Raw genomic sequence first — 24,069 nt, 5'->3', positions numbered from 1 at the left:
CACGCCGTCCCGGCCCCTCCGGGACGGCGTGCGCGTTCTCTGTGCCTCCTCGCGCCGGCGGGCCGGCGGGGATCCCGCCCTCACCGATCGATCATCGCTCATTTGTTAACGCCAAATGACAGATGAGAGAAACTTTTGGCACTCGGTGCCTTGCGAGGTGACACGGCGTGCCATACGTTGGAGTAGTCCGGGCGGCCGGCGTGCAGAGCACCTTCGTACGTCGGCTGTCCCCGCAAGCCTCCCCAGGCGAGCGCGCCCGGACGCCTGCGTCACAGGCAACCTTCCGCGCCACAAAGCGCTGCCAGCTCCACCTTCGCCGAACCGACGGCACGCCTCACACCAGCAGAACCCACCCCGACGTACCCCTCAAGCGTTCCCCTCGGAGCGCTCGCTTCGCCGGAGGCAACACCGTGAAGGAAATCCTGGACGCGATTCAGTCGCCGGAGTCCACCTCCGCCGACTTCGCCGCACTGCAGCTGCCCGACTCGTACCGCGCGGTCACCGTGCACAAGGACGAGACGGAGATGTTCGCGGACCTCACCACCCGCGACAAGGACCCCCGCAAGTCACTGCACCTGGACGACGTGCCGGTGCCGGAGCTCGGCCCCGGCGAGGCCCTGGTGGCCGTCATGGCCTCCTCGGTCAACTACAACTCGGTGTGGACCTCGATCTTCGAGCCGCTGCCGACCTTCGCCTTCCTGGAGCGCTACGGCAAGCTCAGCGAGCTCACCAAGCGCCACGACCTGCCGTACCACATCATCGGCTCCGACCTCGCGGGCGTCGTCCTGCGCACCGGCCCGGGCGTCAACGCCTGGCAGCCCGGTGACGAGGTCGTCGCGCACTGCCTGTCCGTCGAGCTGGAGTCCTCCGACGGCCACAACGACACCATGCTGGACCCGGAGCAGCGCATCTGGGGCTTCGAGACCAACTTCGGCGGTCTCGCGGAGATCGCACTCGTCAAGTCCAACCAGCTGATGCCGAAGCCGGATCACCTGAGCTGGGAGGAGGCCGCCGCTCCGGGGCTCGTGAACTCGACCGCCTACCGGCAGCTGGTCTCCCGCAACGGCGCCGACATGAAGCAGGGCGACAACGTGCTGATCTGGGGCGCGAGCGGTGGACTCGGCAGTTACGCCACGCAGTTCGCACTCGCGGGCGGCGCCAACCCCATCTGCGTCGTGTCCTCGCCCCAGAAGGCGGAGATCTGCCGCTCGATGGGCGCCGAGGCGATCATCGACCGCACCGCCGAGGACTACAAGTTCTGGAAGGACGAGCACAACCAGGACCCCCGCGAGTGGAAGCGTTTCGGCAAGCGCATCCGTGAGCTGACGGGTGGGGAAGACGTCGACATCGTCTTCGAGCATCCCGGCCGCGAGACCTTCGGCGCCTCCGTCTACGTCACGCGCAAGGGCGGCACCATCGTCACCTGTGCCTCCACCTCGGGCTACAACCACGAGTACGACAACCGCTACTTGTGGATGTCCCTGAAGCGCATCATCGGCTCGCACTTCGCCAACTACCGCGAGGCCTGGGAGGCCAACCGGCTCATCGCGAAGGGCAAGATCCACCCGACGCTCTCCAAGGTGTACAGGCTGGAGGAGACCGGGCAGGCCGCGTACGACGTGCACCGCAACCTCCACCAGGGCAAGGTCGGCGTGCTCGCGCTGGCCCCGCGCGAGGGACTCGGCGTGCGCGACGAGGAGAAGCGCGCCCGGCACATCGACGCCATCAACCGCTTCCGGAACATCTGAGGGAGCAGGGAGCAGGGAGCAGCACGATGACTGAGCGGCAGGCACCAGAAGAACCCGTGAAGGACCGTCCCTGGCTCATGCGGACGTATGCCGGTCACTCCACGGCCGAGGCGTCCAACGAGCTGTACCGGCGCAACCTCGCCAAGGGCCAGACCGGACTGTCGGTCGCGTTCGACCTGCCGACACAGACCGGCTACGACCCCGACCACATCCTCGCCCGCGGCGAGGTCGGCCGGGTCGGGGTCCCGGTCTCGCACCTGGGCGACATGCGCCGACTGTTCCAGGACATACCCCTGGACCAGATGAACACCTCGATGACCATCAACGCCACCGCCATGTGGCTGCTGGCGCTCTACCAGGTCGTCGCGGAGGAGCAGGGTGCGGACATCACCAAGCTCCAGGGGACCACGCAGAACGACATCGTGAAGGAGTACCTGTCGCGGGGCACCCATGTGTTCCCGCCCGGGCCTTCGCTCCGTCTGACGACCGACATGATCGCCTACACGGTCAGCCACATCCCCAAGTGGAACCCGATCAACATCTGCAGCTACCACCTCCAGGAGGCCGGCGCCACCCCGGTCCAGGAGATCGCGTACGCGATGTCCACGGCGATCGCCGTCCTCGACGCCGTGCGCGACTCCGGCCAGGTGCCGCAGGAGCGGATGGGCGATGTCGTCGCCCGCATCTCCTTCTTCGTGAACGCGGGCGTCCGGTTCATCGAGGAGATGTGCAAGATGCGGGCGTTCGGCCGCATCTGGGACAAGATCACGCGTGAGCGGTACGGGATCGAGAACCCGAAGCAACGCCGCTTCCGCTACGGCGTCCAGGTCAACTCCCTCGGTCTGACCGAGGCCCAGCCGGAGAACAACGTCCAGCGCATCGTGCTCGAGATGCTGGCCGTGACCCTCTCGAAGGACGCACGCGCGCGTGCCGTGCAGCTGCCCGCCTGGAACGAGGCGTTGGGCCTGCCCCGCCCCTGGGACCAGCAGTGGTCCCTGCGCATCCAGCAGGTGCTCGCCCACGAGAGCGACCTGTTGGAGTACGAGGACATCTTCGACGGCTCGCACGTCATCGAGGCCAAGGTGGCCGCCCTGGTCGAGGAGTCGCTCGCCGAGATCGACCGCATCCAGGAGATGGGCGGCGCGATGGCGGCCGTCGAGTCGGGCTATCTGAAGTCACAGCTCGTCACCTCGCACGCCGAGCGCCGGGCCCGCATCGAGTCCGGTCGGGAGAAGATCGTCGGCGTCAACATCTACGAGACGACCGAACCGAACCCGCTGACGGCCGACCTGGACACCGCGATCCACACGGCCGACCCGACGGTCGAGGACCGCGTCGTACGAGCGCTGCGCAAGTGGCGTGACGCGCGCCAGGAGCCCGGTGCGCGCAAGGCACTGGAGCGGCTGAAGGAGACGGCGGCCGGCGAGGGCAACCTGATGGAGGCCACGGTGGAGTGCGCCCGTGCGGGGGTCACCACCGGCGAGTGGTCGGGCGCCCTGCGCGAGGTGTTCGGCGAGTACCGGGCGCCCACCGGCGTCTCCTCCGCGCCCGTCGCGGTCGCCGGCGAGGAGGGCACCGCACTCGCCGAGGTGCGTCGCAGGGTCGACGCGACCGCCCGCGACCTGGGCGTCGGCAAGCTCCGCTTCCTGGTGGGCAAGCCGGGCCTGGACGGCCACTCCAACGGGGCCGAGCAGATCGCCGTACGGGCCCGCGACGCCGGGTTCGAGGTCGTCTACCAGGGCATCCGGCTCACACCCGAGGAGATCGTGGCCGCGGCCCTCGCCGAGGACGTGCACGCGGTCGGCCTGTCCATCCTGTCCGGCTCGCACGCGCAGCTGGTGCCGGATGTGCTGGAGCGGCTGCGTGAGGCCGGCGCGGCCGACATCCCGGTGATCGCCGGCGGGATCATCCCGAACGGCGACGCCGATCAGCTGCGGGCCGCCGGAGTGGCCGCGGTCTTCACCCCGAAGGACTTCGACATCACCGGAATCATCGGCCGTATCGTCGACGAGATCCGGAAAGCGAACAAGCTCGACCCTCTGGAGGTCCCCGCATGACCAGCCCTGTTCCCCAGGCCAACCGCCTTCGTCCGCGGCGCTCGTGTCTCGCGGTGCCCGGGAGCAACCCGCGCTTTCTGGAGAAGGCCCAGGGCCTGCCCGCGGACCAGGTCTTCCTGGACCTGGAGGACGCGTGCGCCCCGCTCGCCAAGCCCGAGGCGCGGCACACCATCGTCAAGTTCCTCAACGAGGGCGACTGGACGGGCAAGACTCGGGTCGTGCGCGTCAACGACTGGACGACGGAGTGGACGTACCGCGATGTCGTCACGGTGGTCGAGGGCGCGGGGCCGAACCTGGACTGCATCATGCTGCCGAAGGTCCAGGACGCCCAGCAGGTCGTGGCGCTGGACCTCCTGCTGACGCAGATCGAGAAGACGATGGGCTTCGAGGTCGGCCGGATCGGCATCGAGGCGCAGATCGAGAACGCCCAGGGCCTGAACAACGTCAACGAGATCGCCCAGGCTTCCCCGCGCATCGAGACGATCATCTTCGGCCCGGCCGACTTCATGGCGTCGATCAACATGAAGTCGCTGGTCGTCGGTGAGCAGCCGCCCGGTTACCCGGCGGACGCCTACCACTACATCCTGATGAAGATCCTGATGGCCGCCCGCGCCAACAACCTCCAGGCGATCGACGGTCCCTACCTCCAGATCAAGAACGTGGAGGGCTTCCGCGAGGTCGCGGGCCGCGCCGCCGCGCTCGGCTTCGACGGCAAGTGGGTACTGCACCCGGGTCAGGTGGACGCCGCCAACGAGGTGTTCTCGCCGTCCCAGGAGGACTACGACCACGCCGAGCTGATCCTGGACGCGTACGAGTACTACACGTCCGAGGCCGGCGGAAAGAAGGGTTCCGCGATGCTCGGCGACGAGATGATCGACGAGGCCAGCCGCAAGATGGCGCTCGTCGTCTCGGGCAAGGGCCGGGCCGCCGGTATGCAGCGCACGTCCAAGTTCGAAGCTCCGGAGGCCTGAGCACCATGCAGTTCGGACGCACCTACGAAGAGTTCGAGGTCGGCGCGGTCTACAAGCACTGGCCCGGAAAAACGGTCACCGAGTACGACGACCACCTCTTCTGTCTCCTGACCATGAATCACCACCCGCTCCACATGGACACGAACTATGCGGAGAAGACGACGGACTTCGGGAAGAACGTCGTCGTCGGGAACTACATCTACTCACTGCTGCTCGGCATGTCCGTACCGGACGTGTCCGGGAAGGCGATCGCGAACCTCGAGATCGAGTCTCTCCGTCATGTCGCGCCGACCTTCCACGGCGACACCATCTACGGCGAGACGACGGTCCTGGACAAGACGCCCTCCAGGTCGAAGAGCGACCGCGGCATCGTCCATGTCGAGACCAAGGGCTACAAGCAGGACGGCACGCTGGTCTGTGTGTTCCGCCGCAAGGTGATGGTCCCCACCGAGACGTACATCAAGGAGCGCGGCGGCGAGCAGCCGGGCCGCCCGGAACTGAAGGCACAGGAGAAGTAGCCATGGCGCGACTCGCCCAGACCGCAGGTCTGACCGACATCCAGCAGGAGATCCTGTCCACCGTCCGGGACTTCGTGGACAAGGAGATCATTCCGGTCGCGACAGAGCTGGAGCACCGCGACGAGTACCCGCAAGCGATCGTCGACGGCCTCAAGGACCTGGGCCTCTTCGGGCTGATGATCCCCGAGGAGTACGGGGGCCTGGGTGAGTCGCTCCTCACCTACGCACTGTGCGTGGAGGAGATCGCACGCGGCTGGATGTCGGTGTCCGGCATCATCAACACGCACTTCATCGTGGCGTACATGCTCAAGCAGCACGGCACGCAGGAGCAGAAGGACTACTTCCTGCCGCGTATGGCGGCGGGCGAGGTGCGCGGCGCGTTCTCCATGTCGGAGCCGGGACTCGGCTCGGATGTGTCGGCCATCACATCCAAGGCGGTCAAGGACGGCGACGAGTACGTCCTGAACGGCCAGAAAATGTGGCTGACCAACGGCGGCACGTCGACGCTGGTGGCCGTTCTGGTCCGAAGTGATGAAGGACACGCCGAGGGCACGGCACCCCACAAGTCGATGACGACCTTCCTGGTCGAGAAGGAGCCCGGCTTCGGTGAGGTCCGCCCCGGCCTGACGATCCCCGGGAAGATCGACAAGATGGGCTACAAGGGTGTAGACACCACCGAGCTCATCATGGACGACCTGCGAATTCCGGCCAATCGCGTACTTGGTGGCGATACGGGCCGAGGGTTTTACCAAATGATGGACGGCGTCGAGGTCGGCCGGGTGAATGTGGCGGCCCGTGGCTGCGGTGTCGCGCAGCGTGCGTTTGAACTTGGTGTCTCCTATGCCCAGCAGCGTCACACTTTCGGCAAACCGATCGCCCAGCACCAGGCGATCCAGTTCAAGCTGGCGGAGATGGGTACCAAGGTGGAGGCCGCTCATGCGATGATGGTCAACGCAGCTCGCAAAAAGGACTCCGGTGAGCGAAACGACCTCGAAGCAGGGATGGCGAAGTACCTCGCCTCCGAATACTGCAAGGAAGTCGTGGAAGACGCGTTCCGGATCCACGGCGGCTACGGCTTCTCGAAGGAGTACGAGATCGAGCGCCTCTACCGTGAGGCACCGATGCTGCTGATCGGTGAAGGTACCGCCGAGATCCAGAAAATGATCATCGGGCGCAGGCTGCTCGAAGAGTATCGGTTCCAGGGCTAGATGTCCGAGTACGGGGTGTTTTCTTGGAGAAGAAGGTCACACCCCGTCAGCACTCTTCGGACGCCGACTCGGCTTCCTGGCTTGCCCAGTTGCGGCCCGCGACCGGTACCATCCCCGGAAAGCCGCCGTCCCCCGTTCCAGCGCGGCATCATCCGCTACGAAGGTCATCCATGCCCCACAGCCAAACCTCTGCACCACGCGTCAGCGCCCTCGGTGGACGCATCGCGCGCGGAGCATCGCCGTGGCTCCTCCCGACCGTTGCCACCGCAGCACTCAGCCTGGCCCGCGCGCGCCGCTCCGGCGCCGCCAAGGCCGTGGCCGTACCCGCCACCGCGCTCGCGGCGGGCATGCTGTGGTTCTTCCGCGACCCCGAGCGTGAGATCGCCCCGGGCCGGGTCATCTCGCCCGCCGACGGTGTGGTGCAGAGCATCATGCCGTGGCGGGACGGACGCACCCGCGTCGCGATCTTCATGAGCCCGTTGAACGTCCACGTCAACCGCGCCCCGCTCGCCGGCTCGGTGACGTCGGTCGAGCACATCCCCGGTGGGTTCGTTCCGGCGTTCAACAAGGAGAGCGAGAACAACGAGCGCGTCGTCTGGCACTTCGACACCGAGCTCGGCGACATCGAGATGATCCAGATCGCCGGTGCGGTCGCGCGACGTATCGTGCCGTACGTTCCGCAGGGCACCAAGGTCGAGCAGGGGGACCGGATCGGCCTGATCCGCTTCGGCTCGCGCGTCGACATCTACCTCCCCGAGGGCGTCGACGTCGCGGTGGAGGTCGGTCAGAAGACCGTGGCTGGGGTGACTCGCATTGACCGTGATTGATCCGGATACTCAGGCCGGCTGGGTGCCGGATGCCGACGAGGTGGACGACGCGGAGGAGATGCCGCTCTCACTCCGCCTCTCAATAGCGGACACCCTCACGCTCGGTAACGCCACGTGTGGCTTCATGGCGGTGTACTTCACCACCACCGGCATCCTGATCCCGCACCTCACGGGCAGCCAGGAGACGGGCATGGCCCGGCACAGCGCGGCCACGGCCGTGATCCTGATGCTGTGCGCGGCGGTCTTCGACCTCTTCGACGGCCTGGTGGCCCGCAAGCTGCGCTCCTCCCCCATGGGCGCGGAGCTGGACAACCTCTCCGACCTGATCAGCTTCGGTCTGGCGCCCGCGTACTTCGTGCTCGTCTACGGCATGGTCGCGGACGACGCGCACCAGCGGGTGGCGGCGGTGGGAGCCATCGTGGTCCTGCTGGCGGTCGTGCTGCGGCTCGCCAGGTTCTCGTGCGTGACGGTGAAGGACGGAACCTTCCAGGGCATGCCCTCGCCGTTCGGCGCGCTGACAGTCGTCTCGATCGTGCTCCTGGAGCTGCCGTTCGTCGCCACGCTCATGGCGATCCTCGGCACCGCCTGGCTCATGGTGAGCCGGGTCGAGTACCCGAAGCCGCGGGGTCCGCTCGCGGTGGCGATGCTCTCCTGGATCGTCGCCGCGATGGGTCTGCTGGCGGCGTGGGCCTTCGACGCCCCCGGCGGTCAGCTCCTCCTCCAGACGGGCTGCGCGCTCCAGCTGGTCCTCGGCGCGGTGATCCCCCTCTTCGCCACGGCTCGCAGGGTGAACAACTTCCGCGACAACCGACGCGAGGCCCGGGCGGCGCAGCTGCCGTAGCTCGTCTTGTACGTACGGCGAGAGGGCCCGAACCGGAAGGTGCGGGCCCTCTCTCGCGTACCGAGGAGCCGGTGGCCACGCGCTCGGCCACGACGAAGAGGGCCCGGACCACACGGTTCGGGCCCTCTTCACCGCGCGGGTGAGGTCCTTGCTCGACCCTCAGGTCAGGAAATCCCGCCCGATCCGCTCCGCCACGTCCTCCAGAATCGGCCCGGCCTCCGCGATGCACCGCGCCACATCGGGCTCCACCCCCGTCAGCGGGTACACCCGACGGATACCAGCCCTGCCCAGGGCCTCCGGCGGAAGCGCCAGGCGGCCGCACACCGCGATGACCTCCTTGCCCGCGGCACGCGCCGCGGCAGCCACCCCTGCGGGAGCCTTGCCATGGAGGGTCTGCTCGTCGAGAGATCCCTCACCGGTGATGACAAGGGTGGCGCGCTCCAGCGCGGAGGCGAAGCCCAGCACATCGAGCATGACCTCGATCCCGGGCCGGAAGCTCGCACCGAGCCCCACCAGCGCGCCGTACCCGATACCACCGGCCGCCCCGGCCCCCGGTGCGGCCGCGTACTCCGCGGCCTTGGCTCCGATCGACTTCTCCAGCACCGTGACGAAATGCGCGAGAGCCGCGTCGAGGACGGCCACGTCATCAGGAGACGCGCCCTTCTGCGGCCCGTACACCGCAGGCGCCCCCTTCGGCCCCGTCAGCGGATTGTCCACATCACTCGCGAGGACGACGTCGACCGACTCCAGCCGGGGGTCGAGCCCGGAAAGGTCGGCCGTGGCGAGGTCCCGCAGCGACTCGCCACCGGGAGCCACCGGCTCCCCGTCCGCGTCGAGGAAACGCGCCCCGAGCGCGGCCAGCATCCCGGCGCCCCCGTCCGTCGTGGCGCTGCCGCCCACCCCGAACACGATCGTGCGCGCCCCGGCGTCCAGGGCGGCCCGCAGCAGCTCTCCGGATCCGTACGTGGACGACGTGAGCGGCGCGAAGACACCGGCGGGCAGCCGCTGCAGCCCACTGGCCTCGGCCATCTCCACGACCGCCATGTCGCCGCGCAGCGCGAACGCGGCGGTGACCTCGCCCCCGAGCGGTCCGGCGACCCGCACCTCACGGCGTTCGAACCCCGCCGCCACCGCCGCGTCGACCGTGCCGTCACCGCCGTCGGCCACCGGCAGCGCCTCGACCTCGGTCCGCGGCGCCACCCGGTGAAGCCCGGCCGTCACCCGCTGTGCGACCTGCACGGCCGTGAGCGAGCCCTTGAACTTGTCCGCGGCGATGAGCACCCGTTGGGTCCGATTCACTGCAGCGTCCGCCACCTTTGCATTCCCCTTGCTCTCCGGGCCTTGCACTCGTCAAGGCAGTCGCGCCGCTGCGACCTTAACCGGAGGAAGAGGCCGCTGCCCAGTGCGGATCCCGCGCCCACGACCGGCCACGGACATCGTCCGAACCGGCACCCGACCGGCCCACCCGGACAGCGACCCTCTCATGCGACATGGGTCGGTATGCGCATAAACCAGGCAGGAGCGGCCGGAATTCGGTACACCGGACGTATGACTGCTGTCGGTGTTGACGTCGCGGACCGCGTTCTCGGGGGCTGGCTGGGCCGGATCTCGGGCAACATGCTCGGCAAACCGGTCGAGCAGGGCGACCACTGGACGCGGGACCGCATCGACCGCTACCTGAGGCAGGCCGCCGCCCTGCCGCTCACCGACTATCTGCCCGAGCCCGCCGCCCCGGCCGAGGAGTCCGCGCTGCGTCCCGAGTGGCGCCAGTGCGTACGCGGCCACATCCACGGCAGCTGCCGGGACGACGACGTGGACTACGCGATCCTCGGCCTGCACCTGCTGGAGACACACGGCTTCGGCTTCACCACGGAGCAGGTCGGCGAACTGTGGCTGCTGCGACTGCCGTATCTGCAGACGTTCACGGCGGAGCGCGCCGCGTACCGGAACCTCGCCAACGGGCTGAAGCCGCCGCTGACCGCGACGTACGACAACCCCTACCAGGAGTGGATCGGCGCCCTCATCCGCGCCGACATCTATGGCTGGACCTGCCCGGGCCTGCCCCGTCGCGCGGCGTCCCTGGCGCGCCGGGACGCCGTCCTGTCGCACACCGGCAACGGCGTGTACGGGGCGATGTGGGCGGCGGCGCTGGTGTCCGCCGCGTTCACCGCGCCGACCGTGCGGGACGCCCTGAACACCGCGCTGACGGTGATCCCGGCAAGCAGCCGCCTGGCGCGCACCGTACGCCGGGTGCAGTCGCTCCACGAGTCCGGCCTGACGTGGGAGGACACGCTCACCACCATCGCGGAGGAGACCGCCGCGCTCGGCTGGATCCACACCATCCCGAACGCCGCGGTCCTCACGGCCGGACTCCTGTACGGCGACGGGGACTTCACCCGCACCATCACCCTGACCGTGCGCGGCGGCCTCGACACCGACTCGAACGGCGCGACCGCGGGCTCCGTCGCGGGAGTGCTGAGCGGAGGCGCCGCGATCCCGCCGCAGTGGAAGGACCCGCTGGAGGACACGGTGCACAGCGCGGTATTCGGCTTCGACGGCGTACGGATCAGTGAACTGGCCGAGCGGACGCTGCGGTTGGCGCGGACGCAGATGTAACACCTCGGAGCTCGGCCCGCCCCAGCACACGCTGCAGCGGGCGGCCGGACCGCCTCGCTAGGCTTTCCCAATGACCGTTCCTGACTACGCCACGTACATTGCCGGCCTACCCCGCGTCCTCGCCGGTGCCGCCGCGCTGTTCCGTGATGCCGATGGCCGCGTGCTGCTGGTCGAGCCCAACTACCGCGAGGGGTGGGCGCTGCCCGGCGGAACCGTCGAGTCCGACGCCGGGGAGACTCCGCGGCAGGGCGCCCGTCGGGAGACCACGGAGGAGATCGGCCTGGACCTGGAGGTCGGCCGGCTGCTGGCGGTGGACTGGGTCCCGGGTGCCGCGCGCCCGCCGATCGTGGCGTATCTGTACGACGGCGGTGTCCTGGAGGAGGAGCAGTTCAAGTCGATCCGCCTCCAGGAGGAGGAACTGCTGTCCTGGCGCCTCGTCCCACGCCATGACCTCGCCGAGTACCTGCCGGGCGCGCTGGGGCGGCGCGTACTGGCCGCACTGGATGTCCTGGCGGACGGCTCGGGGACGGCGGAGCTGGAGAACGGTCACCGGGTCGGCTGACACGAACCTGCGTAGCGCTTCCCCGAGCACAGGGCTTCAGGACCGGCGCTGCGCGCGTCGCCACTTCAGACGTCGGACGCCCAGGGCGGCCAGGATGGCCGTCATGGCGGCGAGTCCCCAGGACAGCAGAGGGGGCCACTGCCTGAAGTTCGCGATGTCGGGGGCGATGGACGCGCCCCACATGCCGGGCGACGGAAAGCTGACGGTGGCGGTGGCGGTCTCCCGGACCCTGCCGCTGGCCAGAGTCAGCTTCGCTTTCCAGGGGCCGTTGGGCAGTTGGTCATCCAGTGCGGCGGTCACGGACCCGGTATCGCCGGGGGCCAGAGTGGTGCCCCGTGCCACGAGGTAGGGACCGGCACTCAGACCCGCCGGTCCCTTGGACAGCCAGAGCTTGCCGGACATCTCCAATGCGCGTTCGCCGGTGTTGCGGACCTGGGCGGTGAGCTGTGGTTTGCCCTCGCCGGAGCGGGCGGGGGTGAGCTTCTCGATCCGGAAGGCCGAGGGCGGTTCCCCACCAGGGCCGACATCCAGATAGAGCCGGGTCCCGACCCGGTTGACCAGCTTGATGTTGCCCTTGCCGGAGCTGGCGACCTCAGCCCAGATGACCGCGTACCGCTCGCCCCGCGAGGCCCATCGCGGCACCTGGATTCTGAACCGTGCGGTCTCTCTGCTCTCCGGGGGAAGGGTGAGCACGGGGCGGTCGAGCGACGTCCACTCCGACAGTTCGTTCTTGGAGCGGCCGGCGGCGAAGGTGAATTTGCCGTTCTTGATGGAAGCGGCAGCGGCGTAGAGGCTGACGCGCAGGGGCTTCGGTGACTTGTTCGCGACTTCCACGCGCCGTTCGATGGTGGCGCCCGGATTGAGGTGATCGACGACGGAGGTGTACGCGCGGGGATCGTCGCGCCGGACGACCGGCGCGTCGAGCAGCCGTAGGCCGAACGTCCCCTTCGGCTCTCCAGGGCCCTCGCTTCCTCCCGGGGCATCCCCCGTCGCGTTGGCATCACTGCTGACCGCGCCCTGGACGAGCGCGGTCAGCAGGAGCAGCAGAAGCAGCGGGGCGGCTCGCCTAGGCACCGGCGACGGAGTGGGTCACGGTCCCGGAATAGGCGCCGGCCACGATGTTGCCGGGGACATGCACGATGAGATGGGGATCCCACGATGCGTTGTTGATGCCGGCGCCGCCGGTGAGGCTGCACGCGGTTCGGCTCGTGCTGAGATCCACTGCTGCCCCAGCATCGGCCTGCCCACCGGTCCACACCGGTGTGGCACCGCCTCCGTCGCCGCCGGTTCCGGTGCACGTACCCGACCAGTAGTCCACGTTGCTGTTCGCGATGGTGCGAGAGGCCCCACCACCCGGGGTGGTGAAGGCGGTAGCCGTCACCGTCGCGGTCCACACGGCGGGCTGCACGGCCCGGCCGTCCACCACCGTGACGGTTCCGATCCCGGCCGCAGGAGCGATGTCGGTGCCCGGAGCCCCACTGCCCAGGGGCGCACTGGCCGGGGCTGTGATCCCCAGGACATCCCCGGTCACGGTGAAGGTCGCGCCGGTGTCCGCCGCGGACGCCGGAGCGGCGGTCACCACACCGAGGGCCGCCACGGCGACGACCGAGAGCCCGACACGGGACGTGACTCTTCCCAACTGCTTGAACCGTGAATCCATTGCTACTCCCAGAGCTGATCGCCAGTTGACCCCGCTGATCAACAGGTCCCTTCCACCGCCACTCGACGAGTCATTCCGATTAGCTGACTTTTCACCCGCGCGGCATCCAACGGCAGTCATCGGCAGTCGCCGGCACACGGCTGGAGTGCCCAGCCGATTCATCCGTCACGGTGAACCGACCGCGCCGCATCGGCGAGCCCGGCCATCGGTCCGCGGGCAGCCGCTTTCACTGGCCGGGAGTCCAGACCGAGCGGAACCGGGGTCCCACGGACGAGGCCGCGTTTTTGCCGCCGTGAGGAAAGCCAGCGATGCCCCTTCCTGGGAATCCGCTCACCAGGTGGCTCAGAAAGGAGCACGGGTGCGATCGCGATCTCTTTCACGGCCCCGACTCTCGTTGCGGATCGGGACCGGAGTAATGCTGTGTGCCGGCTGTCTGACGCTGCCTCCGATGGAATCGGGACGGGCCGCGCAGGCCATGGCGGCCACCGCGACCTTCGTGGTTCCCCGGGCCGTGATGGCCGCCCCCGCGATCACCACTCCGGCTTCGGCCAACCTCGGGTCCGCGGCGCCCGGACAATCGACGACCGTGCAGCTGGGGCAGGTGAGGGTGACCAGCAGCGGTAACCGGACCTGGGCCACTACTGTGTCGGCGACCGCCTTCACCACCGGGGGCGGCACCGCCCTCGAGACGATTTCGTCGAGCCGTCTGGCGTACGCATCGGGTCCGCTCGTCTCCAAAACGGGCCCCGGGACCTTTGTTCCTGGGCAGCCGAACACAAATCAGAAACAGCCCCTGGACACCCCTCGCCTGGCATTCTCCTACAACACTGTTGTGACGAACGCAAGTTCCGTTATCTGGAACCCGACGTTGACGATGTCGGTGCCTGCCACCGCGGTGGCAGGCACCTATACCGGCTCGATGACCCATTCGGTCGCCTAGCCGGCGGACCGCAGGCCCGAGGAGGGCCTGAGGCCTTATGGAGTCGTCGTGTTGAGCAGGACCGACACGTTGTTCGGCTGGTAATTGCAGGTCACCACATCAGGGCGCGTGTCCTCGTCGAAGTCGCCCACCGCCACCGAGAACGGCGTGCTGTCGACGGCGAAATCTGCCCTGGTGCCGAATGTGCCGTCACCATTGCCCGGCAGCACCGACACATTGTTCCCTGCGGAGTTCGGCGTCACGAGATCGAGAGCCGAATCACCGTCGAAATCCGCTACCGCGAGCGAGAACGGAGACAAGTCCGTTCCGTAGTCCACCTTGGTGTCAAGGGTTCCGTCACCATTGCCCAACAGCACCGACACCGTGTTGTCCTCGAGATTGGCAACCGCCAGGTCGACGTTGCCGTCCTCGTCGAAGTCCGCCAGCACTACCCAACTGGGCTGAAGGCCCGTTCCGTAGTCGACCTTGGCATCGAACGTGCCGTCACCATTGCCCAACAGCACCGACACCGTGTTGTCGCCGACGTTGGAGACGGCCAGGTCGACGTTGCCGTCCTCGTCGAGGTCGGACGTGGCGATCCCGTAGGGCCAGGTTCCCGTTCCAAAGTCGACCTTGGGGTCGAACGTGCCGTCACCATTGCCGTCCAGAATGGACACCGTGGCGTCGTCGATGTTGCTGACGGCCAGGTCGACATTGCCGTCCTCGTCATAGTCGGCGATGGCCACCTTGTACGGAGACGTGCCCGTTGTGTAGTCGACCTTGGTGTCGAAAGTGCCGTCACCGTTGCCGATCAGGATCGACACGGTGGAATCACCGGAGTTGGCCGAGACCAGGTCGACGTTGCCGTCCTCGTCGAAGTCACCGACTTCGACTCCGTTCGGGATGTCGCCCACGACGTAGTCGACCTTGGTGTCGAAAGTGCCGTCACCGTTGCCGAGCGCGACCGACACGGTGTCGTCGTCGAAGTTGGCCGTGACAACGTCTTGGTTGCCGTCCTCGTCGAAGTCGGCCACCCGGACGGCGACAGGAGACTCTCCTACCCCGTACTCGACATGGGTCGCGAACGTCGGTGCGTCCGCCCACGCGATTCCCTGCGTCATGAACAGCGCCATGGCCGCCGCCACGACAGTCACCACATATCTGTGGCTTCTCCGGGCTCTGGCGGTCTGTTGTTTCTGCGACATATTTCCTCCTCGGCGCCTGTATACCGCTTTTCCGCGTGACCACTTGAGACTTGTCGAGACGACGGAGTCGGCGACTCGGCGGGAATCACGCTCAGTAGGAGGTTTACAGCGACGACCACTGTTGACGCCTTCTCCCTGAATTTCAGGGGCCGTTGAAGGGAACAGGTGCCGCAACCGCAGGGCGGCCGGACAGCGCGTACGGCTTCTTCGACGGGCCGCTCAAAGAAGCCGAGGCCACGCCGAAACCACCCATACGGTCCCGCATCCTTGACAACCCTTCAATAGGAAAAGGGCGCGGAGGAGGCCGAATTGATGCACAACGATACTTCGCGATGGTAGTGAAATGTCCCCCGGAGCCAGCCTCGATCTTTCGTGACGGCCTGCCGCTTCATCTGGTGGGCCGTTTCGGCTTGTTGGGTGGGGTGCGGGCAGGTCAGTGGCCCGGCTGTCGCGTCGGGTGGGCGCCGGGTTCCACGGCTCCGGCGTGTGGGTTCTGGTTGTAGGGCTGGTTGTCTCTGCTGGTCAGCCTGGGTTCGGGAGGGCCTGCAGTCGTTCGATCGCGTCGATGATCACGTTGGTCCATGGCCAGTGCGTCGCGAATTTCAGGTGCCGGCGGCGGGCTGTGGTGACTAGTGCTGTGACCGCATAGGTTCGCCGAGTTGACGATTGGAGCGATGGGACGCCGACCGGCCGCAGTGGAACTGCCTGCAGCGGTACAGGAGTCGGTGACCGTGTTCGGGGAGGAGGTGGCCGCTTTGGAGTTCGATGCCAATGGCTCTGACGCCACCTTCGCTGCCCTGAAGGAGTACCGGGCGGCGTTGGCGGCGTACGACCGGGCCAGTGGGGCGCGTACGAAACCCGACGCGCTGACCGCCCTGCGCGACGGCCGCGCCGCCATGATCCGTCTCGACGCCCGGCGCCATGGCCGACCAGTCCCGATCGACGCCCTCCCGCCGGCCGCCGACCCCGGTCGCCCGCGACCGCTCACCGGCACCGGCGAACGTCATCTGTCCATCGGTTACGGCGACGCCAAGACCGAGGTGCTCATCGACGACCCCGAGCCCGGCCGTCCTGCCCTGGTGGAGGCCGATCCACCAGCGAGGGCAACTTCCACTGAGGGGCATGACACACACTGCGGATTGCCCCATACCAGGATCTGGTCGTGATCACTGGGAAGTACCATGGCCGTCGCTACCTGGCTGCGGACGGCACCCACCTGCTCGTTACCACTGCCAACAGCAGGGACGACCGCAGTTGGTCGACCCGCGTCGCCCCGTTGTCGGCCACGACCAGGCTCGCCCCCGAACACTGCGGCCACAGTGACGAGGTGCTTCGCCACAACGGCGGCCTCGCGTTGCTCACCGTCCAGTACCAGTCCGACACCAACTGGCAGGTCCGTTACGTGTGCCAGTGCCTACGGTATTGGCCTGCAAGGCAGACGTCGACGCCGACCTCAGGCACAGAGGTCGGCGTCGACAGACGTTGTGGTGACTAGAACGAATGAGTGTCGCAGTACGGGTAAACGCCCCCGTTGACGACGTCCTGGGCATATCCCAGCCACTTAATCGCATTACGGGTTGCCGGCCCGTAGACGCCGTCGGCGCTCAGGCCGAGCATTGATTGGAGCCACCGAACGGCATCCACCGTGCCGGTGCCGTAGATCCCGTCTGCCCCTCCGGTGGCGCGGATCCGATCGGCGGCATAGGTGCCGCTGTAGCAGCGAAGGATAGACGTCTGCAGCGTCTTCACGGCGTTTGAGCTGCCCGTGTGATATTGCATGTAACAGCTCGTACCGTTATCGGTGCGCGCGGGAACTGTGTAGCTTGCCAAGTACCCATCGGCGCGCTTCACCGTCGTGTTGCACGGACCGTAGGCGGCGTGGGCGGGCGCAGTCATCATCGGGCTGGCCGTCAGGCCGGCGGCGAAGAGGAGAGCCAAAGCCCCCAACACTCCGCTCCGCATGCGGAGCGTCGTTGATACTCGTTGCACGATGCAATCCTTCCGGTCGGTGATGTCGTCTCAGGGACGGCCTCGCCCACGGACCGTAGGGTCATCGTGACCTTCGGACTTTGTCATCCGTGCAGGGACCTTTGTCAGTAGTGCACAGCCTCAAGTTGACGCCACATCAGGCGAGGCCCTGCGTGTGCCCGTCGAAGCCATTGCGCAGCAAGAGAGAATCCCGCCAAACTGAGGGCGGGAACCGTCCGTGTCTAGGGGGACTTGTGGGGGAACGGGCCGAGGTACTGTCAGGCTGGCTCTATGACCGACGCAGACGAAGGTCTGCCTCATGAGCCCGGTCCTGGACACCGCGTTCATACCGCCGCGGGACCGGGAGGAAGTGATCCGGAATGCGGTGTGGGAATCCATGGTGGCGGTCGATATCGACCACCGTCCTCCGGCTGAGGACATCTCCGTTCGCATAGGGCTCGGCGCCGTTGGGCCAATCAAGATCTGTTCGGCGCGGGCGACCGCGGTCACTCTCCGTCGGACGGCGCGGCTCGCCCGGGAGGACGAGGAGCCGGCCGTCACTCTCGGTGTTCAGATGACGGGCAGCAGCCTGGTGGTGCAGAACGGCCGCGAGTGCCTGCTGAGGCCGGGAGACTGCGCCGTCTACGAATCGATCGCTCCCTACACACTTCTCTTCGACGAGGGAGTCGACCACCGCTTCATCCGGTTCCCCCGCGCGGCACTCGCGCTCCCCGACCGGTTGCTACGAGACATCACCGCGGTCCCCCTGGGATCCGACAACCCCATTGCGCGCCTCGCCTTCACCTACTTCTCCCAACTGGCCGTCAGCGACGAATTGCACCAGGGCGTGTACGCCGACGCCGTGGTGGAACCCAGCATCGAACTGCTCCGTGCCGCGTTGGCGTCCCAGCACGGTAACTCCAGCGTGGCCAAGGGCCCGTTGGAGGCGACACTCAGCCTGCGGATCACTCATTACATGCGGGCGCACCTGGCTGATCCCGATCTGTCGGCGGCACGGATAGCCGCTGCACACAGCATCTCCGTACGTCACCTCTACGCGGTGCTGTCCCGGTCGGGCATCACTCTCGGAGACTGGATCCGTAACCGCCGCCTGGCCGAATGCAGGCGAGAGCTGGCCGGCCCGACCGGCCGACTGCGGACCATCGCAGCAATAGGACGGAGTTGGGGCTTCGTGGACGCGACCCACTTCAGCAAGGTGTTCAAACAGGCATACGGACTCTCGCCTCGGACCTGGCGCGACCAGAACCACCCCCGCTCCTCCGCGTGATGGTCTCCGCGCGGCCGCGTTTCGCATGGCCGACCTTGGACGCTCAGTCTGGGCCCGGGGTCAGACCGAGCGGACCATCAAACTCATGCCCGACGGAACCGTCTTCGACCAGACGGCAAGAAGGTCAGCCTCCAGGAGCAGGGCCACGAGTATGCAGAAGCCCAGCTCATCGCGCTCGGAGCGCCGGTGCCGTGGGCTGGCTGCACAGGTTTCGCCAAGTTCTTCAGGCCGCGGCGGCGACGGGACGTCCGCCCCAGCGGATGCCTCTCTCGTTGCGGATCCGGGCGCGTTCCTTGCATTCGGCGGCCAAGACGTCGCGGTGACGGGCATGGGCGTTGCGCCACCGCAAGTAGGCGTGCAGAGCCCAGGTCTGCACGGTGTGGTTGGGGTGATGGGAGTTGGCGATGGTGAACTGCCGCAGCGGTCCGAAGTGGGCCTCGATCGGGTTGGCCCACGAGGCGTAGGTCGGGGTGAAGCACAGTTCGACCTTGTGCTTCTTCGCCCAGCGGCGGATGTCGGCGCCCTTGTGGGCGGACAGGTTGTCCAGGATCACGTAGATCGGGGCGCCGTCGGGCCGGGCGGCGCGGATCGACTTCAGCGCGGCCAGAGTGTTCCCGGCGCCTTTCTTGCGACGGTTGACGCCCCACAGGGTGTCGTCGCCGATCGAGTAGCAGCCGTGGAAGTACCGCACCCCGTGGGTGCGGTGGTAGGTGGCCGGTACTCGGTCGGGCTTGGTCTGCTCGGCCCAGCAGTTGCCGCCGGTGGGCCGGATTCCCAGCGGGCCGAACTCGTCGAAGGCGAAGGCCCGGTCCGGGAAGCGGTCCAGGACGTGTTCGATGCGGTCGAGCTTGGCGTCGCGCTCGGGGTCGGGTGATTCCTTCCACGTCTTGGTGCGCTGGAAGGTGATGGCGCGGCGGGCGAGCAGGCAGCGTAATGTCTCGCGGCCGATGCGTATGACCCGGCCGTGGACCTTCCGCAGGTAGGCGACGAGCTTGCGCAGTGACCAGCGGGTGAAGGGCTGGCCGAGGTGACCGGTCGGGTTGTGGCCGTCGCCACGACGAAGTCCTCGTCGTCAGTGCTGAGCAGGCGGGGACGGCCTCCCGCCCATCGAGGGTCCAGACAGGCCAGGCCGATCTCGTTGAAGCGATGGATCACGCCGCGGACGGTGTCTTCGTCGGCCTGAACCAGCTGGGCGATCACCGGCACGCGGTTCCCGCCGGCCGAGGCCAGCAGCATCATTGCCCGCCGGTAGCGCACCGAACTCGTGCTGCCCCGCGCACGATCTGCTGCAGCCGCTGCCCTTCCTGGTCGGTCAGTCCGCGCACACGGACAGGCTCAGCCACCGCGCCTCCAGCAGGCGGAAAGGACGTCACCGCACATCCAACCGCCAGGACCACCAACCCGGCGAACCTATGCGGTCACAGCACTAGCTGGGCGGCGGCGGAGAAGAGACGGATCCGCAGGCGGCGGGGCTCCCAGAGCCGGGCCCGGCCGGTCAGGGCTTGCAGTCCTCGGCTCTCGCCCGCTGGCGGTGGACAGTTCGAGGGCGGCGATCGCCGCGTGGGTGGTGCTGGTGGCGAAGCAGGTCAGCCGTAGTCCGTCGGCGTCGGTGAAGCGCAACTGGGCGCCGGGGTGCGGGCGTTCTCGTGGGTGCCGCCGCCGGAGTCGGCCCGGATCAGTGTCTGCCGTCCGCTCCGGTACTTCTTCGGCAGCTGGGCCAGGGCGACGGGTGGTGTCCGAACGTCTTCTTCCAGGTCGCGGCGTCCTGTTTCTCTGAGTGGGCCAGCACGAGCACCCCGTCGATGTCGACGATCACCTGTCCGCCGGCGTCCGGGCCCGCTTGTCCGGCCGGCTTCCAGACGCGTTCGCGGACGTGGGGCCACATCCAGCAGAACCTTCCCCGGATCGTGCACCGCGCGCGCCTTGCGTCACGGTGTCTGGGCTACCGATATCTTGCTGGTCAGAGGCACTTTTCGTTTGTCTGACCACCCGTTGGACACCACGATTCATGAAAGCGCGAGGCTAGGCCCCGGAGGCGGAACGCGTGACAAAGGCGATCAACTGCTCGTTGAATAGGTCGGGTTCCTCCAGGAACGGTGAGTGTCCCGACCCTTCCCACAGCCGCACCTGCGCGGCGGGCTGGACGGCGGCGATGTGTTCCGCCGCGGCCGGCGCGACGATCCGGTCCCGGCCGCCCTGGACGGCCAGCCAGGGCACGGTGACACCGGCCGCCGCCGCACTGCGGTCCAGCGGACGTTGCAGCAGTGCGGCACAGACGCGGGGCGGCGTCAGCAGGCTCGCGTCGAGCAGGGTCTGTGCCGTGTCGTCGGCGAGGGGGCGCTCGGTCGACACCTCCAGCAGTTTTCGGCGGGCCTCGACGGTGCTCTCGCCGTCGTCGTTCACCAGCTCCGGCAGCAGGGCCACGAAGTCCGGGCCGAACATCCGTTCCGCGCCGGGAACGCCCGCCAGCAGGCTTGCGTCCACGGTGAGCAGCCCCGACAGGGCTGAGTCGCCGTGCACCGCGACGTAGTCGAGGGCCACTAGCCCGCCGTAGGACCAGCCGCCCAGGACCGGCCTGTCGAGCCGCAGCCCCTCGATCACGGCCGCCACGTCGTCGGCCCAAACCCGCTCGTCAAGGCAGCCGGAGTCGGGCTTTCCGGAGTGACCGTGGCCACGCAGGTCGGGAGCGACCACCCGGATCGGCCCCGGGGCGGTGAGCTGGTGGAGCCAACTGCGGGCGGACTGGGCGAAGCCGTGGAGCAGTATGACGGCCGGCGCGTCCTCGGGTCCGGCGTCGAGCACGTTCAGCGGCACTCCGCCCGCTCCCGTGACCGTGACCGATCTGATGCCGTCCTCGACGAGCGAGTCCGTCTCCATGCCGATGTCCTCTCTGTCCTCTGTTGTCATGTCAGCTGACTCCGATCAGGGCCTTGAGCCGCAGGGACCGGAAGGTGGACTGTCCGGTGTGGGCGACGGCGAACTGTGCGAACGCGTAGATCCAGGCCCAGGTCAGGCCGCCGCCGACGACACCGTCGAGCGTCGAGGTGAACAGGCCGAGGATGGGCAGCGGGAGGAAGAAGAGGCACCTCACCGCGGAAAAAGCGGAGAGCGATACGGATCCGTTGCGCCGCTATGGTGTCGAGGGGCGTCATCGCCCCGGCAGATATTACGTCCGGCTTTGCTTGCCGGACTTCCTGAGCCATATCCGACTCCCGTCTCCGTTGAGGATTGGGCGGGAGCGTATATGGGCCGGAGAATGCGAGGCAATCAGGGTTTCGGAGTTTGTGCCCAGTGTTTTTCCTACTGGGGTAAGGATTCCTTTACGGGCGTCACGGGGAGGGCAGTACGCCCCCGTGCTGGAGCACGGCTCGGACGAGTGTAACCATGCTCTCGGCGTCGGCCTTCTCGCGCTTGGTCAGCAGCTTGCCGTTGCGATAGCGGCGGACGCTCAGGGGCACTTTCTGCGTTCTCGACCACCTGCCGGACGGCACCCCTGGTGAAAGCCCGAGGCTAGAAGAGGGCGCTTCCCCTTTCGAAGTCCAGCAGCCGTTGCTTGCGGTCCAGGCCGCCGCCGTAGCCGGTGAGGCTGCCGTCGGCGCCCACCACGCGGTGGCAGGGCACGATGATCCCGACCGGGTTCTTGCCGTTGGCGAGGCCCACCGCACGCGATGCCTTGGGGCTGCCGAGGGCGTCGGCGAGTGCGCCGTACGTGCGGGTCTCGCCGTACGGGATCTTCCGGAGCTGTTCCCACACGGAGCGCTGGAACGGCGTCCCGTCCAGCCGCAGGGGGACGGTGAACTCCTTCAACTCGCCCGCGAAATAGGCCCGCAGCTCGTCCATCACCTCACCGAAAGGCGTGTCGTCGGGTTCCCCGAAGGTCTCCTCCGGCGGGCGGTGGCGCTGATCGGTCATGTAGAGGCCGGACAGGGAGCCGTCCGTGGCGACGAGGGTGAGTGGTCCGTACGGGCTGTCGATGACGTGGTGCTGCTTCAACGGGGCTCCCCGGGAAGGAAGTTGATCGGGTGGTTGTCGGTCGCCCACAGGTACTGGACGGCGTACGCCCGCCAGGGACGCCAGGCCGCGGCGTGGGCCGTGAGCGCGGCGGGTGTGGACGCCAGTCCCAACCCCTGTGCGGCGCGCCGGACGCCGAGATCGGTGGGCAGAAAGGCGTCGGGGTCGCCGAGGGCGCGCATCGCGATGACGTCGACGGTCCACGGCCCGAACCCGGGCAGCGCCAGCAGTCGGGCGCGGGTCTCCTCCCAGTCGCTCTCGACGCCCAAGTGGAGGGTCTGCTCAGCGAGTTGGTGTACGAGGGTGGTGAGGGTGGCGCGGCGGGTGGCCGGCATCGCTAGTGCCTCGGGGTCGAGCGCGGCCAGCGCCTCGGTGGAGGGAAAGAGGTGGGTGAGGCCGCCTTCGGGATCGTCGACGGCTTCGCCGTGAGCCGTGACCAGGCGTGCCGCGTGGGTACGGGCGGCGGCCGTGGACACCTGCTGACCGAGCACCGCGCGTACGGCGAACTCGGCCTCGTCGACGGTGCGCGGCACCCTGCGGCCCGGTGCCTTGTCGACGAGGGGCGCGAGCAGTGGATCCGTACGCAACTGGTCGTCGACCGCCACCGGATCCGCGTCCAGGTCGAGCATGCGGCGGCAGCGGCTGATGGCGACGGGCAGATCACGCATGTCGCTGAGGGTGAGCCGGCAGCCGATGTGGTCGGGCTTCGGAGTGAGCGCGACGACGCCGTGGCCGTAGGGCAGGCGCAGGGTGCGCCGGTAGGCGCCGTCGTGCCACTCCTCGACGCCGGGTACGGCGGTGGCGACGAGGTGACCGAAGAGGTTGTCGGGGTTGAGTGGGGCCCGGAAGGGCAGACGAAGCGTCAACACACCTGGTGTACTGGTCGAGTTGGCGCGGTTCTTGGGCACCCGGGCGCGCAGCTCGCTCGGTGAGAGGGCGAAGACCTCGCGGACCGTGTCGTTGAAGGTGCGGATGGAGGAGAAGCCCGCCGCGAAGGCGATCTCGGCCATCGGGACCGGGGTCGTCTCGATGAGGAGGCGTGCGGTCTGGGCGCGCTGGGCGCGGGCGAGGGCGAGCGGTCCGGCGCCCAGCTCGGCGAGGAGCTGACGCTCGATCTGCCGGGTGCTGTAGCCGAGCCGCGTCGCGAGGCCGGGAACGCCCTCGCGGTCCACCACTCCGTCGCCGATCAGCCGCATCGCGCGGGCGACCACGTCGGCGCGCTGGTTCCACTCGGGCGAACCGGGGCTGGTGTCCGGGCGGCACCGCTTGCAGGCCCGGAATCCGGCCTGCTGACAGGCGGCCGCGCTCGGGTAGAAGGTCATGTTCTCCGGCTTCGGCGGCACGACGGGGCAGCTGGGCCGGCAGTAGATCCGCGTGGTCAGCACCGCCGTGTAGAACCATCCGTCGAAGCGGGCGTCCTTCGACTGGACGGCGCGTACGCAGCGCTCGGTGTCGGTGTGCATCCCGTTCAGCATGCCCTCCAGCATCAGCCACGGTCATGGCCGTGGCTGGCGAGAATCCGACATGTACCTGGGGCCCCGCCCACTCGGCCTCGCCCCGGACGTGCTGATCCAGGACCTGCTTCATCCAGGACGCACTCGTCCACGACGTACTCATCAAGGACTACACGCGGGTCGGCATGTACTGCGTTCTCAGTAGCCGGGATTGTC

23 protein-coding genes and 2 pseudogenes are annotated in these 24,069 nt (G+C 68.0%); 12 read left to right on the top strand and 13 right to left on the bottom strand.

The features are described 5' to 3' along the window. Positions 1-410 precede the first annotated feature (410 nt). The 7 genes from ccrA (at position 411) to pssA (ending at position 8,170) form a co-directional block, all read left to right on the top strand. Positions 411-1,748, top strand: coding sequence for a crotonyl-CoA carboxylase/reductase (gene ccrA / locus FGD71_RS33815; RefSeq protein WP_119104391.1), 1,338 nt, complete (start codon positions 411-413; stop codon positions 1,746-1,748). A 26-nt stretch (positions 1,749-1,774) separates the two neighbouring features. Then, positions 1,775-3,805, top strand: a complete 2,031-nt coding sequence (locus FGD71_RS33810; protein WP_119104390.1) for a protein meaA — start codon at positions 1,775-1,777, stop codon at positions 3,803-3,805. Continuing rightward, complete coding sequence (locus tag FGD71_RS33805) at positions 3,802-4,776, top strand: HpcH/HpaI aldolase/citrate lyase family protein (protein ID WP_119104389.1); 975 nt, start codon at positions 3,802-3,804, stop codon at positions 4,774-4,776. The genes FGD71_RS33810 and FGD71_RS33805 overlap by 4 nt, the downstream gene beginning before the upstream one ends. A 5-nt stretch (positions 4,777-4,781) precedes the next feature. Further along, positions 4,782-5,294, top strand: a complete 513-nt coding sequence (locus FGD71_RS33800; protein WP_119104388.1) for a MaoC family dehydratase — start codon at positions 4,782-4,784, stop codon at positions 5,292-5,294. Positions 5,295-5,296: 2 nt separating this feature from the next. Further along, positions 5,297-6,502 (top strand): acyl-CoA dehydrogenase family protein, encoded by a 1,206-nt coding sequence (locus FGD71_RS33795; protein WP_119104387.1) that lies wholly within the window; start codon positions 5,297-5,299, stop codon positions 6,500-6,502. Between the two features lie 170 nt (positions 6,503-6,672). After that, entirely contained in the window at positions 6,673-7,329 is a 657-nt protein-coding gene (locus FGD71_RS33790; protein WP_119104386.1) for a phosphatidylserine decarboxylase, read from the top strand. A 22-nt stretch (positions 7,330-7,351) separates the two neighbouring features. Further along, entirely contained in the window at positions 7,352-8,170 is an 819-nt protein-coding gene (gene pssA / locus FGD71_RS33785) for a CDP-diacylglycerol--serine O-phosphatidyltransferase (protein ID WP_119104385.1), read from the top strand. A gap of 159 nt (positions 8,171-8,329) precedes the next feature. On the opposite strand, the gene FGD71_RS33780 is transcribed toward pssA, so the two are convergent. Continuing rightward, positions 8,330-9,451: a glycerate kinase gene (locus tag FGD71_RS33780; RefSeq protein ID WP_119104384.1), complete on the bottom strand. Its 1,122-nt coding sequence runs from the start codon at positions 9,449-9,451 to the stop codon at positions 8,330-8,332. A 267-nt stretch (positions 9,452-9,718) separates the two neighbouring features. Between FGD71_RS33780 and FGD71_RS33775 the strand changes: the two genes are divergently transcribed. Beyond that, entirely contained in the window at positions 9,719-10,786 is a 1,068-nt protein-coding gene (locus FGD71_RS33775; RefSeq protein WP_119104383.1) for an ADP-ribosylglycohydrolase family protein, read from the top strand. Between the two features lie 70 nt (positions 10,787-10,856). After that, the gene (locus FGD71_RS33770; protein WP_119104382.1) at positions 10,857-11,348 is read left to right on the top strand and encodes an NUDIX domain-containing protein; all 492 of its coding nucleotides are present in this window, start codon (positions 10,857-10,859) and stop codon (positions 11,346-11,348) included. Between the two features lie 36 nt (positions 11,349-11,384). On the opposite strand, the gene FGD71_RS33765 is transcribed toward FGD71_RS33770, so the two are convergent. Together FGD71_RS33765 and FGD71_RS33760 are read right to left on the bottom strand one after the other, a co-directional pair. Continuing rightward, positions 11,385-12,422, bottom strand: a complete 1,038-nt coding sequence (locus FGD71_RS33765) for a peptidase (RefSeq protein ID WP_205571175.1) — start codon at positions 12,420-12,422, stop codon at positions 11,385-11,387. Further along, on the bottom strand, positions 12,415-13,008 hold the full coding sequence (locus FGD71_RS33760; RefSeq protein WP_119104381.1) for a hypothetical protein: 594 nt from the start codon (positions 13,006-13,008) through the stop codon (positions 12,415-12,417). Before FGD71_RS33760 ends, FGD71_RS33765 begins: the two co-directional genes overlap by 8 nt. A gap of 448 nt (positions 13,009-13,456) precedes the next feature. Here FGD71_RS33760 and FGD71_RS33755 point away from each other — a divergent pair, with 448 nt between their 5' ends. Continuing rightward, positions 13,457-13,948, top strand: a complete 492-nt coding sequence (locus FGD71_RS33755) for a hypothetical protein (protein ID WP_140936006.1) — start codon at positions 13,457-13,459, stop codon at positions 13,946-13,948. A gap of 35 nt (positions 13,949-13,983) precedes the next feature. On the opposite strand, the gene FGD71_RS33750 is transcribed toward FGD71_RS33755, so the two are convergent. Continuing rightward, a complete protein-coding gene (locus FGD71_RS33750; RefSeq protein WP_162931300.1) occupies positions 13,984-15,072 on the bottom strand; it encodes an FG-GAP repeat domain-containing protein in 1,089 nt (362 codons plus the stop codon). Between the two features lie 734 nt (positions 15,073-15,806). Here FGD71_RS33750 and FGD71_RS33745 point away from each other — a divergent pair. Next, entirely contained in the window at positions 15,807-16,298 is a 492-nt protein-coding gene (locus FGD71_RS33745; RefSeq protein WP_140936005.1) for a hypothetical protein, read from the top strand. A gap of 325 nt (positions 16,299-16,623) precedes the next feature. Here the strand turns inward: FGD71_RS33745 and FGD71_RS33740 are convergent, their stop codons facing one another. Then, a complete protein-coding gene (locus FGD71_RS33740; protein WP_240436891.1) occupies positions 16,624-17,070 on the bottom strand; it encodes a peptidoglycan-binding domain-containing protein in 447 nt (148 codons plus the stop codon). 349 nt (positions 17,071-17,419) lie between these two features. Between FGD71_RS33740 and FGD71_RS33735 the strand changes: the two genes are divergently transcribed. Next, positions 17,420-18,388 (top strand): AraC-like ligand-binding domain-containing protein, encoded by a 969-nt coding sequence (locus FGD71_RS33735; protein ID WP_119104375.1) that lies wholly within the window; start codon positions 17,420-17,422, stop codon positions 18,386-18,388. Between the two features lie 223 nt (positions 18,389-18,611). Here FGD71_RS33735 and FGD71_RS33730 read toward each other — a convergent pair. From FGD71_RS33730 to FGD71_RS33705, 8 genes and pseudogenes are all read right to left on the bottom strand, one after another. After that, positions 18,612-19,731 (bottom strand): annotated as a pseudogene (locus tag FGD71_RS33730) (IS630 family transposase). A 164-nt stretch (positions 19,732-19,895) separates the two neighbouring features. Beyond that, positions 19,896-20,035: pseudogene (locus FGD71_RS47645) on the bottom strand (IS1380 family transposase); the annotation flags it as partial. Between the two features lie 28 nt (positions 20,036-20,063). Further along, entirely contained in the window at positions 20,064-20,273 is a 210-nt protein-coding gene (locus tag FGD71_RS47640) for a hypothetical protein (protein ID WP_181359323.1), read from the bottom strand. A 137-nt stretch (positions 20,274-20,410) separates the two neighbouring features. Continuing rightward, positions 20,411-21,295 (bottom strand): alpha/beta fold hydrolase, encoded by an 885-nt coding sequence (locus FGD71_RS33720; protein ID WP_119104374.1) that lies wholly within the window; start codon positions 21,293-21,295, stop codon positions 20,411-20,413. Position 21,296: 1 nt separating this feature from the next. After that, on the bottom strand, positions 21,297-21,479 hold the full coding sequence (locus FGD71_RS33715) for a hypothetical protein (protein ID WP_119104373.1): 183 nt from the start codon (positions 21,477-21,479) through the stop codon (positions 21,297-21,299). 238 nt (positions 21,480-21,717) lie between these two features. Next, the gene (locus FGD71_RS49770) at positions 21,718-21,846 is read right to left on the bottom strand and encodes a hypothetical protein (RefSeq protein ID WP_276147172.1); all 129 of its coding nucleotides are present in this window, start codon (positions 21,844-21,846) and stop codon (positions 21,718-21,720) included. Positions 21,847-21,898: 52 nt separating this feature from the next. After that, positions 21,899-22,381 carry a methylated-DNA--[protein]-cysteine S-methyltransferase gene (locus tag FGD71_RS33710; RefSeq protein ID WP_119104372.1) on the bottom strand — a complete coding sequence of 161 codons (483 nt, stop codon included), beginning with the start codon at positions 22,379-22,381 and terminating at the stop codon, positions 21,899-21,901. Then, the gene (locus tag FGD71_RS33705) at positions 22,378-23,862 is read right to left on the bottom strand and encodes an AlkA N-terminal domain-containing protein (protein ID WP_119104398.1); all 1,485 of its coding nucleotides are present in this window, start codon (positions 23,860-23,862) and stop codon (positions 22,378-22,380) included. Before FGD71_RS33705 ends, FGD71_RS33710 begins: the two co-directional genes overlap by 4 nt. Positions 23,863-24,069 lie beyond the last annotated feature (207 nt).

Origin of the sequence: Streptomyces sporangiiformans, assembly GCF_005768555.2 — a bacterium.
Classification (GTDB): domain Bacteria; phylum Actinomycetota; class Actinomycetes; order Streptomycetales; family Streptomycetaceae; genus Streptomyces; species Streptomyces sporangiiformans.
Note: the sequence above shows the minus strand (reverse complement) of the source record. Positions and strands in the feature narration are given on the sequence as shown.